General features: G+C 51.9%; 16 protein-coding genes. 14 read left to right on the top strand and 2 right to left on the bottom strand.

Annotation, left to right across the window (positions count from 1 at the left end; all coding sequences use genetic code 11):
* Nucleotides 1-4 precede the first annotated feature (4 nt).
* Nucleotides 5-673 carry an RNA polymerase sigma factor gene (locus SE18_RS03680; protein WP_054533070.1) on the bottom strand — a complete coding sequence of 223 codons (669 nt, stop codon included), beginning with the start codon at nt 671-673 and terminating at the stop codon, nt 5-7.
* 88 nt (nt 674-761) lie between these two features.
* Here SE18_RS03680 and SE18_RS03675 point away from each other — a divergent pair, with 88 nt between their 5' ends.
* The 9 genes from SE18_RS03675 to SE18_RS03635 all read left to right on the top strand — a co-directional run bounded on the left by SE18_RS03675 (nt 762) and on the right by SE18_RS03635 (nt 10,328).
* The gene (locus tag SE18_RS03675; RefSeq protein ID WP_054533069.1) at nt 762-2,156 is read left to right on the top strand and encodes an MBL fold metallo-hydrolase; all 1,395 of its coding nucleotides are present in this window, start codon (nt 762-764) and stop codon (nt 2,154-2,156) included.
* Nucleotides 2,153-2,464, top strand: coding sequence for a rhodanese-like domain-containing protein (locus SE18_RS03670; protein WP_054533068.1), 312 nt, complete (start codon nt 2,153-2,155; stop codon nt 2,462-2,464). The genes SE18_RS03675 and SE18_RS03670 overlap by 4 nt, the downstream gene beginning before the upstream one ends.
* A gap of 4 nt (nt 2,465-2,468) precedes the next feature.
* The gene (locus SE18_RS03665; RefSeq protein ID WP_054533067.1) at nt 2,469-3,227 is read left to right on the top strand and encodes a sulfite exporter TauE/SafE family protein; all 759 of its coding nucleotides are present in this window, start codon (nt 2,469-2,471) and stop codon (nt 3,225-3,227) included.
* 118 nt (nt 3,228-3,345) lie between these two features.
* Nucleotides 3,346-4,422, top strand: coding sequence for a hydrogenase large subunit (locus tag SE18_RS03660; protein WP_160319464.1), 1,077 nt, complete (start codon nt 3,346-3,348; stop codon nt 4,420-4,422).
* A 3-nt stretch (nt 4,423-4,425) separates the two neighbouring features.
* On the top strand, nt 4,426-6,279 hold the full coding sequence (locus tag SE18_RS03655) for a hypothetical protein (RefSeq protein WP_054533065.1): 1,854 nt from the start codon (nt 4,426-4,428) through the stop codon (nt 6,277-6,279).
* A gap of 41 nt (nt 6,280-6,320) precedes the next feature.
* Nucleotides 6,321-7,070 carry a hypothetical protein gene (locus SE18_RS03650; RefSeq protein ID WP_054533064.1) on the top strand — a complete coding sequence of 250 codons (750 nt, stop codon included), beginning with the start codon at nt 6,321-6,323 and terminating at the stop codon, nt 7,068-7,070.
* Nucleotides 7,067-8,521, top strand: a complete 1,455-nt coding sequence (locus SE18_RS03645) for a proton-conducting transporter transmembrane domain-containing protein (RefSeq protein ID WP_054533063.1) — start codon at nt 7,067-7,069, stop codon at nt 8,519-8,521. Before SE18_RS03650 ends, SE18_RS03645 begins: the two co-directional genes overlap by 4 nt.
* A gap of 15 nt (nt 8,522-8,536) precedes the next feature.
* Entirely contained in the window at nt 8,537-9,118 is a 582-nt protein-coding gene (gene thpR, locus SE18_RS03640) for an RNA 2',3'-cyclic phosphodiesterase (protein WP_054533062.1), read from the top strand.
* Nucleotides 9,111-10,328 (top strand): glycosyltransferase family 87 protein, encoded by a 1,218-nt coding sequence (locus SE18_RS03635; RefSeq protein WP_054533061.1) that lies wholly within the window; start codon nt 9,111-9,113, stop codon nt 10,326-10,328. The genes thpR and SE18_RS03635 overlap by 8 nt, the downstream gene beginning before the upstream one ends.
* 43 nt (nt 10,329-10,371) lie before the next feature.
* Here the strand turns inward: SE18_RS03635 and SE18_RS03630 are convergent, their stop codons facing one another.
* Nucleotides 10,372-11,061 (bottom strand): ComEA family DNA-binding protein, encoded by a 690-nt coding sequence (locus tag SE18_RS03630; protein WP_054533060.1) that lies wholly within the window; start codon nt 11,059-11,061, stop codon nt 10,372-10,374.
* 81 nt (nt 11,062-11,142) lie between these two features.
* On the opposite strand from SE18_RS03630, the gene SE18_RS03625 reads away from it, so the two are divergent.
* The 5 genes from SE18_RS03625 to SE18_RS03605 all read left to right on the top strand — a co-directional run bounded on the left by SE18_RS03625 (nt 11,143) and on the right by SE18_RS03605 (nt 14,494).
* On the top strand, nt 11,143-11,919 hold the full coding sequence (locus SE18_RS03625; protein WP_170206267.1) for a formylglycine-generating enzyme family protein: 777 nt from the start codon (nt 11,143-11,145) through the stop codon (nt 11,917-11,919).
* Between the two features lie 143 nt (nt 11,920-12,062).
* Complete coding sequence (gene phoU / locus SE18_RS03620; protein ID WP_054533058.1) at nt 12,063-12,731, top strand: phosphate signaling complex protein PhoU; 669 nt, start codon at nt 12,063-12,065, stop codon at nt 12,729-12,731.
* Between the two features lie 40 nt (nt 12,732-12,771).
* Nucleotides 12,772-13,461, top strand: a complete 690-nt coding sequence (gene phoU / locus SE18_RS03615; RefSeq protein ID WP_054533057.1) for a phosphate signaling complex protein PhoU — start codon at nt 12,772-12,774, stop codon at nt 13,459-13,461.
* Between the two features lie 66 nt (nt 13,462-13,527).
* Complete coding sequence (locus SE18_RS03610; RefSeq protein WP_054533056.1) at nt 13,528-13,839, top strand: hypothetical protein; 312 nt, start codon at nt 13,528-13,530, stop codon at nt 13,837-13,839.
* A 97-nt stretch (nt 13,840-13,936) separates the two neighbouring features.
* A complete protein-coding gene (locus SE18_RS03605; protein ID WP_054533055.1) occupies nt 13,937-14,494 on the top strand; it encodes an MOSC domain-containing protein in 558 nt (185 codons plus the stop codon).
* Nucleotides 14,495-14,928 lie beyond the last annotated feature (434 nt).

The raw sequence follows: 14,928 nt of genomic DNA, 5'->3' as shown, positions 1-14,928 counted from the left end.
ACCTCTATTTTGATGACTGGCGGGCTATTGACGGGCTAGAGTTAGCAGTGCATAGTGTTTCCAGCATCTGATCAGTCAGATGATCGATCGCTGGCTCAGCCGTTTCGCTGCCTTGAGCCAAAATATCGCGCAAGGCCGCACGTGCTCGATGTAACCGCACTTTCAAGGCCGAGGGTGTTAGCTGCAATAATTTGGCTGCTTCCTCGGTGCTGTAATGCTCAATATCACGGGCAATCAAGGCCATTCGTAAGCGTTGGGGCAATTGCTCAATCGCGTTGCGTAATTCAGCACTCAACTCACGATCCAAAACCCATAATTCAGGCCGTGGGCTGGCACTCTCCAAATCAAACTGCTCGTCGATTGATACGGTTTGTGCGCGCTTACGCCGCAACCGCATAAAACAGCTATTGACTACAATCCGTTGGAGCCACGCACCCAACGCACCATCACCACGATATTGCTCGATTTTACGGCAAGCTTCAATAAAACTCTCTTGAATCACATCTTCGGCTTCATCGGCATCACCCACCATACGGAGGGCCACATGATACAAACGTGAAGCATAACGTTTTAGCAGACACGTACAAGCCATGCGCTCACGCCGCCGCAAGGCCTGAATCAACTCTGATTCCTCTTGATAGTAGGTGGCATCAATTTCCCATGGCTTTTGCATCGCACTTCCTTAACTGCAAACCAATCCATGTAACCATTGTACAAGCAAACGCATCAAGAATATGTAACAGCAAAATGGAGGGCTGTGTATGTTTTTCCAACGCTTATATCACGATGGATTGGCTCAAGCCAGTTATTTGGTTGGTTGCCAAAAAACCGGCGAAGGTTTAGTTATTGATCCGCATCGTGATAGTACCGTCTATTTGAATGCCGCCAAAGCTGCTGGCCTGCGGATTAGCGCAATCACTGAAACCCATATTCACGCCGATTTTGTCTCTGGCAGCCGCGAACTAGCCCAAATAACTGGCGCAAAACTATACCTTTCGGCGGCAGGCCCAGCAGCTTGGCAATATGCTTTTGCCAGCAGCAGCCCCAATGTGCAATTGATCAACGATGGTACTAGCTGGATGGTTGGCAATTTGAAGATTGAGGTCTTGCACACGCCTGGGCATACCCCAGAACATGTGATATTTATGCTCACCGACACGCCTGCTGGCGATCAACCAATGGGTATTTTCACAGGCGACTTATTGTTTGTTGGCGATGTTGGCCGCCCTGATTTGCTCGAAAAAGCCGCTGGCGTGCAAGGCACCAGCGAGGCCGGAGCCAAAGATTTATTCAAATCGTTGCAGCGGGTCGCTTCCTTGCCCGATTTCTTGCAAGTTTGGCCAGGCCATGGTTCGGGCAGCGCTTGTGGCAAAGCATTGGGAGCCGTGCCGCAAAGCACCTTGGGCTATGAAAAGAAAGTTAATTGGGCTTTCAAACAGCAAAACGAGGCTGATTTTGTAGCCGCAGTGCTCGATGGTCAGCCAACGCCACCACCCTATTTCGCCGCGATGAAGCGCATCAACCGCGATGGCCCTGAGCCACGCCCGCAACGTTTGCCAGCCCTCAGCAGCGCCGAAATTAAGCTTGATAATCGGTTAGTTATCGATTTACGCTCGGCCAATGATTTTGCCCAAGCCAGCATTCCAGGCGCGCTCAGTCTCAGCAGCGGCGCAATGCTCAATCGCTGGGCTGGTTGGTTTGTGCCAGTCGCAAGCAAGGTTGTGTTAATTGGCACTGCTGAAGCCGCCAACACTGCCCAAACCGAGCTAAGCATGATCGGCATCGACCAGATTGAGGGCTTTATCACGCCCGATGTGCTAGCCGAATGGCTCAAAACCAATCCAAGCCAAAGCTATCAACGGGTACCAGCCGCCAGCTTGGTCGATCAGCTTGATCAGGCGTTTGTGCTCGATGTGCGCACGCCCGAAGAATATGCCAACGGTCACGGAGCCAAGGCGGTTAACATTCCATTAAATGAATTGCCCAAGCGCATGGCCGAAATTCCCAATGATCAACCCTTGATTGTGCATTGTCAGGCGGGCGGGCGTTCGCCAATCGCGATGAGTTTGCTCAAACCCCATTTCAGCCAACCAATGCTTGAGCTGAGCGATGGTTGGAATGGTTGGTATGAATTACAAAAGGAGCGTCACGTATGATCAACGAATTAAGTGTTCAAGAACTGCAAGTGTGGGCCAATCAACAAACGATCTTCTTGATCGATGTGCGCGAGCCAGCTGAATATGCCACGGGTCATATCAAAGGCAGCAATTTGATGCCCTTGAGCCAGCTCAACAATTATCGCAACCAAATCCCGCATGATCTGCCAATCGTCGTAGTTTGTCGCTCAGGCCAACGCAGTAGCATGGCCGCCCAATGGCTTGAGAGCAATGGCTGGAGCAACATCTACAACACCCGTGGCGGCATGCTGGCGTGGAACAAAGCTGGCTTACCAGAAGAACGCTAGTAACATGAATATAAGTTTGATTGGGCTAGCACTGTTGGTCGGTGCTAGCATTGGCCTCACCTTGGGAATGTTGGGCGGCGGCGGCTCGATTCTGACCGTACCAGCCTTGGTCTATGTGCTTGGACTAAGCGCTCACGACGCAACCACCAGTTCATTGGTGATTGTTGGCTTGAACGCTGCCTTTGGGGCATGGCTGAATTGTCGGTGTGGCCCATGTATGTTGCGTCATGCCTTTGTATTTGGCGGCATCGGCTTGGGCGCAGCCTTTTTGGGCGCCCGAGTTTCGCAATATATTCCAGAGGTTTGGCTATTGACAATGTTTGGCAGCCTAATGCTGATCATTGGCAGTTTAATGTTGCGCCCCAAAGTTCAAGCCAAAACCGACGAACAAGCGATCGTATGGCCAGCAGTCGTGATGGGCGGTTTAGGCGTTGGCTTTTTGACCGGGTTCTTGGGCGTTGGCGGCGGATTTTTGATTGTGCCTGCTTTGGTGTTATTGCTGCATATGCCAATGCGCACCGCCATTAGCTCATCGCTGATTGTGATTGCATTAAATAGTAGCGCTGGTATTTTGGGCCATTTGCAGGGCAGCCATTTCGATTGGACGCTGATTGGCCTGATTATTAGCGGCGGCGTGATTGGCAACTTGCTCGGCACTCGCTTCGCTCAAAAAATCCAAGTGCAAACCTTACAACGCAGCTTTGCCTTCTTCGTGATTGCCCTCGGCATCTTCCTTGTGATTAAAAACTTTCCCTTGGCTTAATTGCAGTGGCGCTGTTGTTGCGGCAGGAGCGCCATTTGCCAATCAATTCCACAGTATCGAGAAGCCTATGCTATAATCGGCAGGGTTGATGGTTCGTGATCTGTGTGAGGCATTGAGTTTGAGCTACGTTTTACCGCTTGGCCCGTTTCACCCCGACTGGCAAACCCCGATGCGCATGGTCTTACGGGTTGAGGGCGAACAGATTGCTGATGTTGAATTTCGCGATGGCTACACCAATCGCGGCATTAGCGAGCGTTTGACGCGCACCACCATTCCTCAGGGATTGCACCTTGTGAGCCATATTTGTGCTGCCGATAGCCATGCCCACTCGCTGGGATTTTGCTTGGCACTCGAACAATTACTTAAAATTAATGCTTCTGAACGGGCTGCTGCTTTACGGCTGCTGGCCTGCGAAGTCGAACGCGCCACCGTCCATCTTAGCACCATGAAAGATGTGCTGACGATTTTGGGCTTGCAGCGTGATGCTGAGCATGTGCAAAAACTGCATCATGGCTTATTTGAAGTTATGCAACATTTGTGTGGCAGCAGCTCGCCGCCTAACTATATTGTGCCAGGTGGCGTGCGCCAAGATCTCAGCAGCACCGAGCAAGAATCGATGGCCCTACAATTTCGCCGCCTTGAACGCCTCATGTATCGTTTCGTTGATCGCTTTATCGATCATCGCGGGGTTTTGCGGCGTTGCGTTGGCATAGGCGTGCTCAGTCGCGAAGCAGCAGAACAATTTGGCGTGCGCGGCCCGATGGCGCGGGCAGCGGGCATTGGCTTTGATGCCCGAATTGATCGTGCCTATGGGGCTTATGCCCAATTTCCCCCAAGCCGTGTCACCCAAGAACGCGGTGATGTCTATGCGCGCTTGGTCATTTTTGCGCTTGAAGCTTTTGAAAGCCTCAAATTGGCAATTCGGGTGCTCGCCAATTTACCCAGCGGCGATTGGGCCGGCAATGCGCCCGATAGCGTGCCGCAAGGCAGTGTCACGGCGAACGTTGAATCAGCTCGGGGCACGCTGCGCTATAGCATTCAAAGCAACGGGGTCAAATTAACCAGCGTCAAGATCGATGCACCACGTCAATTCGATCGCTTGATTGCGCGGACAATTTTGGCTGGAATGAACATCGACGACGCACCCTTAATTATCGCCTCGGCTAGTGCTTGCACTGCCTGTAGCGAAGAATAACGCATGAACGGACAAACACTACTCACCCTTGCGCCCTTTGGGCTGCTGATGATCATCGCTTTGGGCAGTTGGTTAACTGGCCAGCGTTTGCGCACGCGCTTGTTGGGCTTAATTGCCAGCGGCTTGGCGCTTGGAGCACTGGCTATCATTTGGTGGCTCGCTCAAGGCGATTTGCCGCGTGATGTTGGCCAACGAGCTTGGCTTACCAGCTATGGAGTTGGCCCCAACCCACTCATGCGCTCGCTGCTGACCTTGCACCTTGATGGCTTGAGTTTACTCTTTGCAAGCATCACCTTGTTGCTCACCAGCATTGGCTTTGCCCACTTGGCGCTAGCCCTTGGGCGAGGCTTGGTTGGCTATGGACGGCTCTGGTCGGGCATTGCAATTATGGTCTTTGGCAGTTTGCTCGGCATTTTAGCTGGCGATTTGCTGCTGCTGGCCTTTGGCTGGGGGCTTGCCTTATTGGGCAGTACCCTTGCCCGCCAAGTTGTTGGCAGCGACGATCAGCGCACGCCCTCGGCCTTGGGCATGAGCGGCATCAGCGGCTTTGCAATTTTGGTGGCAATTCTCAGTCAATCAGTACGGCCAGAAGATGTGCTTGATGGCTCGTTTGTGATGGCTGATATTGGAGTTGGCCAATATTTACGCACCTGGTTGCCGCTGGCAGTTGGGGTTGGCATTGCACTTGGATTTCCGCCATTTGGCCGGGTGCTTAGCGATGATGAAGATACAACCCCAGCCTTGCATGGCTTGATTATCAGTGCTGGCGTGCCTGTGTTAGCGGTCTATACCTTCTTGCGCTTCTTTGGGCTAAATCTTGGCACATGGCCAGAAACTTGGTTTATGGGCTTAAGCTACGTTGGGGCGTTGGCCAGTATTGTCGGGGCGGCCTATGCGCTGCGCGCAACCCGCTTTGGCCCGTTGGTTGGTTGGCAGGCAGTGGCCCAATGGGGCAATGTAGCTATGGCCTTGGGTCGCTACAAGCCAAATCTGCCACTTGGTGGCGAGCATAATACCGCCGTTGTGATGGCAACGCTGACGATTACCGTCACAACCTTGGTGGCAACTATGCTTGGAGCCATGGCCCTCGGCACATTGGAGCGCCGCAGCGGCAGCGACTTGATCGCCAAACAACCAGCCTTGGGCGCACCATTGCGAGCCGCTGGCTTGGCCTATGCGCTTGCCACCGCAGCGGCGGTTGGCTTGCCTGCATTGCCAAGCTTTTGGGCACGCCGTTGGCTGATGGATTACACTGGCGCTGGTGGTTGGAGCATGGGTGTCTTTTTCGTGAGCAGTGGCTTGCTTTTGCTCTCGTTCATTGGCTCGAATGCACTGTTTTGGCGAGTCGATCCGCAACGCCCAGTGACCCCAGTCGATGCAGGCCGCGCTAACGATGGCCTCTTGCTCGGGCTAAGTTTGCCCTTGATTGGCTTGAGTTTGGCTCCTGAAATCTTGGTTTGGCTGTTGCAACCAGCCTTACGCACCTTGCAAGCAGTGCCCAGCCCAATGGATGATCTTGGCAGCATGAGTATTGGCTTGCGGTTAAGCTTAGCACTTGGTTTTATCATTCTGCTCTTCGGTTGTTTTCGCAGCCATCGCCAAGCAATGATGCCGTGGACAGGCGGCGAACAGCCAGATCGTGATGATGGCACGGCGCATTTGCCAGCAGCAAGCAGCCGCATGCTCAGTGGCCTTGCCTTGCTCGGCAATCCACGCCCCGCATTGCGCCAAAGTCATGGCATCTTGCAAGGCCTCAGCAGCCGCGTCGCTTGGGTTTTGCAACTCTTTAGCGGGCGCTACTATCTGACCGGCATCCTAATCGCAGCGATTACGATTGTTTTGTTATTAATTCAATAGAGGAAGCTCACTCGGCTTGATCCGGCGAGCATAAACAGCCTATGACAATCACCATCTGGATTTTAATGACGTTGCTGGTGGCCAGCGGCGCAGTCATCGCGATTATGCGTGATTGGCGTTTTAGCCTGATTGCGGTTTTGGTTAATTATATTGCCCAAGGGCTGTTTATTGCCCAACAGCAATTTATTGTGCCAGATTTGGTGATTGCTGGACGGCAGTTTAGCTCACTGGTCTTTATTAAGTTGATTACCGGCGTGGGCGTGGCGATTATTCTGGGCATTACGGCGCTGACCTTCTCGCGCGAGTATGGCCTTGAAGATCTCGATGAATTTTCGTTGGCTGAGCTACGCCGCGCCGCCCGGGTTGCTCAACGCGCCAGCACCCAAGAAAATCGCAAATTTGGCGATTATATTGTGCCAATTTGGGCCACACTCTTGGTTGGCTTAGCTAGCTTTTTCTTGCCCCGCGTCTTGCCATTGGCAGTCGAAATGTATCCCGATCAGCTTGGCTTAGCGCGTGCAATCGATTTTATCTGGTATTGGCAAGTGTTTATTGGCTTGATTAGCCTCGTGCTAGCCACCGATATTTTGAAGCTTGGGCTGGGCTTATTGCTTTGCCTCAGCGGCTTAGACTTGCTCTACACCACCTTGGCCAATCGAATTAACATTTTGGCCTTAGGAACCTTGAGTTTGGTTACCTTGCTTTTGGCTTTGGCGATCGCCTATCTTAGCGGTTTGCTCTATGGCCGCTTTAAAACCTTGAATCTGAGTGAAACGGAGCGCCTGAAATGACCTTCTTGCTGATGTTTTGCTTGCCATTGGTCATGGCGGCGGTCTGTTTTGCCCTGCGCCAACAACAAGGCTTGGTGCAAATTTTAGCGATTGGCACGACTATTCTGCTTGGCTGGGTCATTTGGCAAGTACCAGTTGATCAGCCAATTAGCATCGTTGGCGTAAGTATGACGGTGCGGGCGATCAATCGCTTATTTTTGCTTGCCGTCGCTGGCAGTTTTTGTATAACCTTTATTGTGGCGACGCGGGTAGCGCACGGCGAAAATTTCGTGGTGATTGGCTTGATCATTTTTAGTTTGATCAATGCTGCATTAACGATTGATGTTCAATCGCCATTTTTAATTACGCTCTTGCTGTTAGCCACCGGCCTGGCAATTATTCTGGCTCAAGTCGATTTGCCGATTGGCACAACAACCTTGCTGCGCGGTCGGGCAATTGGCAGTGGTTTGCGCTACTTGGTGATGATGCTGTTGGCTGGGGTTTTGTTGGCGTTGTGTTTTGTGCTGGCCGATCTCGAAAATACCCCTGATCGATTAAGCACAACCTCATTGGCACGGCCATTGTTGGCGCTGTTGGTTGTGGGCATCAGCTTGCGCTTGGCGATTATTCCATTTCACAGTTGGCTACCCGATTTGCTTGAAGATTCGCCACCGTTGGTCGGCATTCTGATTGGCATGATCAATTTGGCGGCCCTGCTGTTTTTGGTTTCGGCCTTCCAGTTTTTGCTTGCGCCAGGTTTGTTGACACTTGATCCTGGACGGTTGCGCTTAGTGCGCTTTGTGGCGCTTGGTTCGGCCATTGGCGGTAGTTTGCTGGCAATCCACGAACGGCCATCATTACGCCGCTTCTTGGCAATGTTGTTAATTTCCGATAGCGGCATGATGCTGTTCGGCGTGGTTTCCTCGACGACTGGCTTGACAGGAGCGCTCTTCCAAGCATTTAATCAATTGGTCTTGAGCGTGGTGTTATGGACAGCAGTGGCCTTGCTAGAGCGGCCCGAACCAACGCGAGCAGCTGCTGGCGATGGCTGGTTGCGGCGACGGCCTTGGGCCAGTGGCGTTTTCATCTGTGGGGTGTTGGCCTTGCTCGGCATTCCGCCATTCAATGGCTTTGCCAGCAGAACGCTGCTCTACCAAGGGGCTGCTGAAGAGGGCCGCGGCTATCTTGTAGCGTTGCTGATTGCCACAATGTTAGGCGCCTATGCCTTCGCCTTAGTCTTACGCGACCACTTCTTAGGTCGTGCCCCAGCAGCCATGCCCGAAGAGGACTTAACCGATTTTCGTGGCTTGGGCTTACCGCCACCGCCGCCCCAGCGCAGCGAGCCATTAGGCGCAACCACTGTCGCCGTGGCCTTGCTTGGCATTTGTTTGGTGATTGGCTTGTATCCGCCACTGGTGCTCGACCCAATTATTGAAGCAGTGCGCGGCCTGACCTTTGTGCAATTCCTTTAATTGCAAGGACTGAGCATGAACGAGCAATGGCGGTGTTTTATTGCCCTCGATCTGCCCGCCGGTTGCCATGCTCAATTATTGGCGATCCAAGCAGATTTACGCCGTTTGAAGCTGCCGATTCGCTGGAGCAAGCCCGAAAATCTGCATCTAACCTTACAATTTTTGGGCAATGTTGCGGTCGATTGCCTGCCAAGCTTGCAACAAAGCCTAAGCACAATCCTCGCAACCCAAACAGCCCCCATCCTCAGTTGCAATACATGGGGCTATTTCCCAAATGCTAGCCAGCCAAGCGTCGTTTGGGCCGGCTTTGAGCAATGGCCCGCACAATTGCTTCAGCTGCAACAAGCAATTGTTGCGTGCAGCAGCCACATTGGGATTGTCGCCGAAACTCGGCCATGGCATCCCCATATCACCTTGGGCTACGTCAGCGCGCAATTAACCAAGCAGCAGCGTGAAGCGCTTGCGAGCCAACTCCAAGCAAGCCAATGGCCAGCCAATCCGGCGGTATATTCCACCTGTCAACTGATCCGAAGCAACACCCAACCCCAAGCCAGCAGCTATCAAGCGATTGAGACATGGAGCATCGATCATGCGTGATTATCGTTCAATGCTTACCTTAACCAATTTTATTATCGGCTTCTTTTTATTATTAAGTGGCTTTTTGTTAGGTTTTGACCCTGCAACCTCCGATTATCCAAGTTTTTATATTGCAGGCGAAATTGTGAAGGCTGATCAGGCTCATTTGCTCTACGATATGAATACCCAAACCGACTATCAAGCACCATATCGTGGTTTTACGCCAGGCGATGTCAACAATCTCTTGATTTATGTCAATCCGCCACATACCGCAATATTCATGCTGCCCCTAACATGGATTCCCTTTACGGTGTCGTTTTTTGTCTGGTATGCGATTAATTTAGCCATGCTGGCCTATTTTATGCGCCTCGTTTGGAACGATCTGGGCGCGACTGAAACGGCCAATAAATGGTTGATTATGAGCGCAATTTTTGGTTTTCATACCATTGCAACCGTGCTCTATCTTGGCACATTTTCAATTTTAATGCTTTTGGCAACCTATCAAGTCTATCGTTCGACCCAACGTGAACAATGGTTTAAGGCAGCGTTTTGGCTCTTTATAGCAACCTTTAAGTTTCAATTTGTGCTATTTATCGGCTTATGGATGCTTATTCAACGCTATTGGCGCGGCTTATTCTGGTTTGCGCTTATTTGCGTTGGCTTTGTTGGCATCAGCAGCCTCATTTGGGGCTGGGATATGTGGCCAAATTATTTAGCAAGCGGCAGCAGCACACTCAATCTTTTCGATCAAAATGGCATCAAACCCAGCCAAACTTTTACCCTGCGCGGAACCTTGGCCTTGTGGTTTGGCGCCGAGAACAAACAATTGGTCAATACCGCCTCGCAGATTGGACTAGGTTTAGCTGCGCTCGGCTTTGCAGGCCTAATCTGGCGCTCGGCCAAGCATCCACAGCAACAAGCGTGGAATTATAGCTTGGCCGTAACCTTTGGCGGCTTGTTTTCGTTGCATATGTATGGTCACGATGCCATGCTCTACATTACGCCAGCGCTGTTGCTTTTCCAACTCTATCAACAACGCCAACAGCCAAGCTGGCTGCCAAAATATTGTTTGCTTTTGCCATGGCTCAGTTTAATTGGCAACTCGTTATTTCTTGATGGCGAATTGGGCATTCGCTTGCCAACCTTGGTTGCAATCAGTTTAGTCGTGGTCATTCTGCGCTTGCGCCCGCAGTATCAGGCGGTCAGGCTTGAACCAGCAAGCACAACCTAGCCTTTCAATGATCGTAATCACGAATAGCACGGGCAAGCAAGGCTTATTCGACCGTAATCAGGCTTTCGATTTCCGCAAACGTGCTCGCGCCAATCCCTTTGACCTCTTGAAGCGCCTCGATCGTGGCAAACGGGCCATGCTCCTCGCGATAGGCCACGATACGTTGGGCTATTGCTTGGCCTATTTTAGGCAAGCTTTCTAATTCAGCAGCGCTGGCCGTGTTGATATTGATTAATATTGGTTGCCGCGCAACGCTGGTTGGCGCTTGCGCGGGCGCTACCGCTTGCGGGGCAACCGTTGGCTCGCTGGTCGGCGCAGGCGTTTCGCCAACGATTGGCACATGCACATGCTGAGCATCCTGCAAATAGGCCGCCAAATTAAGCGCCTGTGAATCGGCATCAGGCTGCAAGCCGCCAGCCGCCTGCACCAAATCATCAAGCCGTGCGCCAAGAGGCAACTCATAAACCCCAGGCTTAGCCACCGCGCCACTAATATATGCGCCCAACAAGCCAATCGTTGGCGTTGCCTCGGCGACGGCCATGGTCGGGGTTAATGCCAAGGTCGGCGTTATTGGCTCAAGCGTTGGTGCTTCAGTGGGGGCGCTGGTTGGCCACAAACTCAAGGCCTCCTCGCCCTCCGAGCCAGCGCTGGCGGTTGATTGCCAAAGATTCCAGCCCAAAAAACCAGCCACAATAATTCCCAGTAGCCATTGCCAACGAATCTGCTGCAACATCGGCGCACCTCCTTAGCACAATCAAAAGTCTGGTATCTTTAGAGCCACAGATTGGCATTTTTTGGCATGAAGGAAGCCCAATTGAAGCAAATTCGTGATCTTTTGCCCTATTTTTGCTCAATTCCACGCGGGATTTTACAAATGGGCACGCCCAACGAGCAACTCAGCGATTTAGCGCGGCGTTTCGGCGGCACGCGCGAATCGTATGCTGAAGAAGCACCGCAACATCCGGTTGAAATTGACGCCTTTGCGCTGGCCCAAGTGCCAGTTACCAACGAACTGTATGCTCAGTGGATTAAGCATTCAGGCCAGCGAGCGCCGATTGTTTGGCATGGCTCGCAACCGCCAGCAGAGCTTGCCGCCTATCCGGTGGTCGATGTAACATGGGATGAAGCAGTGGCCTTTTGTGGCTGGCTAGGTGGCGAAGTTGGGCTAGCCTTGCGCTTACCAAGCGAAGCAGAGTGGGAGCGAGCAGCGCGTGGCGACGATACGCGAATCTACCCGTGGGGCGATGATTTTGACCCAACGCTGATGAATATTAAAGAAAGCATGCGCGGTGGCTTAGCTCCGGTTGGCAGTTATCCACAGGCAGCAAGTCCATTTGGGGTTTACGATTTAGCAGGCAATATTTGGGAATGGACAAACTCACTGCAAAAATCGTATCCCTATGTTGCTGATGATGGACGCGAAGCGCTACAACCTGCTCCAGAAGCTGATCGGCGGCGGATTATGCGCGGTGGCTGCTGGGGCAATCCTGGCCATTTTGCCCGCAATACCTGCCGTTTTCGCTTGCCCCCTGAGCGCTCGACCCATTTATTGGGCTTTCGGCTGGCCTACAACTTGCCCAAGAGTGATTAATCGCTGCCTGGATCAGCGATCTAATTCAATCGAAAAAAAAGCCAAAAGCGTGGTATAATCGCAGGCTATTCACGGGAAGCTTATTCGACATTTCAGCTACTTTATCCAGCAGGCGTAGCCTTCCTAGCGCATCGGAGGATGGTATGTCACGGGAACATTACGAGCAGCAACTTCGGTCATTGAACGATGATCTCTTACGCATGGGAGCGTTGGTCGAAACCGCTATTGGCCAATCGATTCAGGCCTTAACCAACCATGACGAGGCCATGGCCCAGGATGTTATTCGCAACGATGATTTAATTGACAAGGCCCAATATGCTTTGGAAGAAAAAGCCCTCTTGCTGTTTGCAACCCAACAACCATTAGTCGCGCGTGATTTACGCTTAGTGAGTGCGATTATTACGATTGCGAGTGAGCTTGAACGCGTTGGCGATTATGCTGAAGGAATTGCCAAAATTGCGATTCGGCAAGGCCAAACGCCAGCGCTCAAGCCGCAAGCTGAAGTGCCATCGATGACCAGCAAAGCGCAAACGATGCTGCGCACCGCCTTGGAATGCTATACGCGAATTGACGTTAATTTGGCCAAAACGCTCAGCGCTGCTGATGACGAAATCGATAACCAAACCGATAACGTTCAACGCCAAATTCTCGAAGTTATGATTGCTGATGCTAGCACTGTTGAACAAGCAACCCGTTTATTGTACGTTGTGCATAATCTCGAACGCATCGCCGACCGTGCCACCAATATTGGTGAACGGGTTGTCTTTATGGCAACAGGGCAAATGGCCGACCTGAATGAACAACGGGCTTAATTGAGGAACAGGTTGGCAAATTCTCTGTTGGAGGTTTTCAATGGGCGTGTCTCACCGTCAAGTTTTTGATGAACAACTCACCGAGTTGCACGATGGGGTTTTTCGGGTTGGCACCATGGTCGAAGCAGCTTTATCGGAAGCGCTGCAATCGATCAAACTTTACGATCAAGCGACGGTGCGCAAGGTTGTGCAAAACGACCAAACAATCAATCACGAGGTGCAGCGGTTGCATGATCAAGCCCTGTTGATCATCGCAACCCAACAGCCACTAGCCCGTGATTTGCGCTTGGTGAGTGTGGTTCTTAGCCTTCTGCCAGAGCTAGAACGCATGGGTGATTATGCAGCGACGATTTGCAAATTGCAGGAACGGATTGCTGCCACGCCCAATTTTGTTAGCGTTGCCGAAATGCCACAACCAATTCCACGCTTAATTAATGAATTGAGTCAGCGCACCAGCGAAATTTTGCATGCTGGCCTCGAAGCCTTGCGCAAAAACGATCGCAGCTTTGCCGACCGCGTAACAACGCTCGACGATGCGATTGATCAATTGTATCGTGAGATGTTCGAAGCCACAGTTAACATTTCAACTAGCAGCCCTGAGCTGGCTGCTGCCGCAATTCACCTGCTGACCTTGGCGCATAACCTCGAACGGCTCGGCGATCGGGTTACCAACTTGGCTGAACAGATCGAATATCTGATTACGGGCAAGGTTGTGGCGCTCAATCACTAAGCTGGAACCTTGGGGCGCTAACAGCGTAGTATCCTCGGATTGCATTTGCTTGGCATTGGAGGATGTATGATTTGGACGTTATTGGCGTGGCTCGGCTTTTTGGGTCTACTGGGATTCGGCTGGGTTGCAGTGGCAACCTTGCGTGGTGCGATTCAAGGCCGAGCAAGTATGCTCTGGCTGCTTGGCATTTGGACTGGGCTTTCAGCGCTGGGCGCGTTGCTCGTTTGGCGGGCGGCGCTGCTTGAAACTTGGTCGATTAGCTTGTGGCTTGGCTTAGCCTTGGCCGCAATCGCCCCAATTGCCTGGGTTTTGGGCAACGTTAGCAAACGCTTGCAAGCCCATGGGATCAAATTGGGCAATTTGCTCAAATTCCGCTAGCATCACAGCCATGGCTATGGCATAATAAAGCGCCACAGTTGGCGCAGCGAGTCTCCAACAGGAGGCTCGTTTTTTTGTTTAGGCTGAGGTAGGCACTATGATCGATCTTGAATACGTTCCAATGGAGACGCTTGAAGCTGGCTTAGACCATATTCGCCAAGCGCCCAAGAATCAAGGGGTTTTGCAATTAATCGTTCGTCGACCTGCCACTGAGCAACGCGAAGTGCTCGATCAAGGCCAGCTCGATTTGGTCGAAGGCTTAGTTGGCGACAATTGGAAAACTCGCGGTAGTTCGCGCACCGAAGATGGTAGCTCGCACCCCGATATGCAGCTGAATATTATCAATGTGCGCTCGATTGGCCTGCTCTCGCCAGATCAAGAGCGTTGGCAATTGGCTGGCGATCAATTATTTATCGACCTTGATTTGAGCGACGAGAATTTGCCAGCAGGCACGCGCTTGGCAATTGGCGATGCAATTATCGAGGTAACCGATCAACCGCATAATGGTTGCAAAAAATTCGCCCAACGTTATGGCCAAGATGCGATTAAGTTTGTTAATTCGGCGGTCGGCAAGGAATTACACTTGCGCGGCATCAACGCCCGAGTTGTACAACCAGGCACAATTCGCCAAGGGGATATTGTTAGCAAAATCTAACCCCCATGGCAAGCAGGAATATAGGACTATGGGTGTGAGCAATCGTTAGGTTCTCGGTAAGCTAGGAAGGCGATACTATGCACAAATCCTTCCTCCTCACACACACTCTTCTCTTCTTCAAGCGGCCCAACTGGGCCGTTTGGAGTTTTAGGGCGTTCAGATCAGTGCATTATTTCGGTATTGTGGCGGTTGAACATTCACTTGCTTTGGATTCTCCAAGCAAGAGCACATACCATGTGCGATGAGCTTGTTTCGAGGAATCTGGAATACCACGCTTGTGATTGGGATCAACACTCATGATCCTGAGTAGGTTCTGTCTGATAATTCCATGGTAGACTCTTCGGCAGGAGGTGTCTATGGCTCGCCATGAATTGACCGATGCCCAGTTTGCATTAATTGCCCCGCTCTTACCGACCAAAACCCGCCGTGGCCGC

Origin of the sequence: Herpetosiphon geysericola, assembly GCF_001306135.1 — a bacterium.
GTDB lineage: Bacteria > Chloroflexota > Chloroflexia > Chloroflexales > Herpetosiphonaceae > Herpetosiphon > Herpetosiphon geysericola.
The sequence above is the reverse complement of the archived record's forward strand: the minus strand, read 5'-3'. Positions and strand labels throughout refer to the sequence as shown.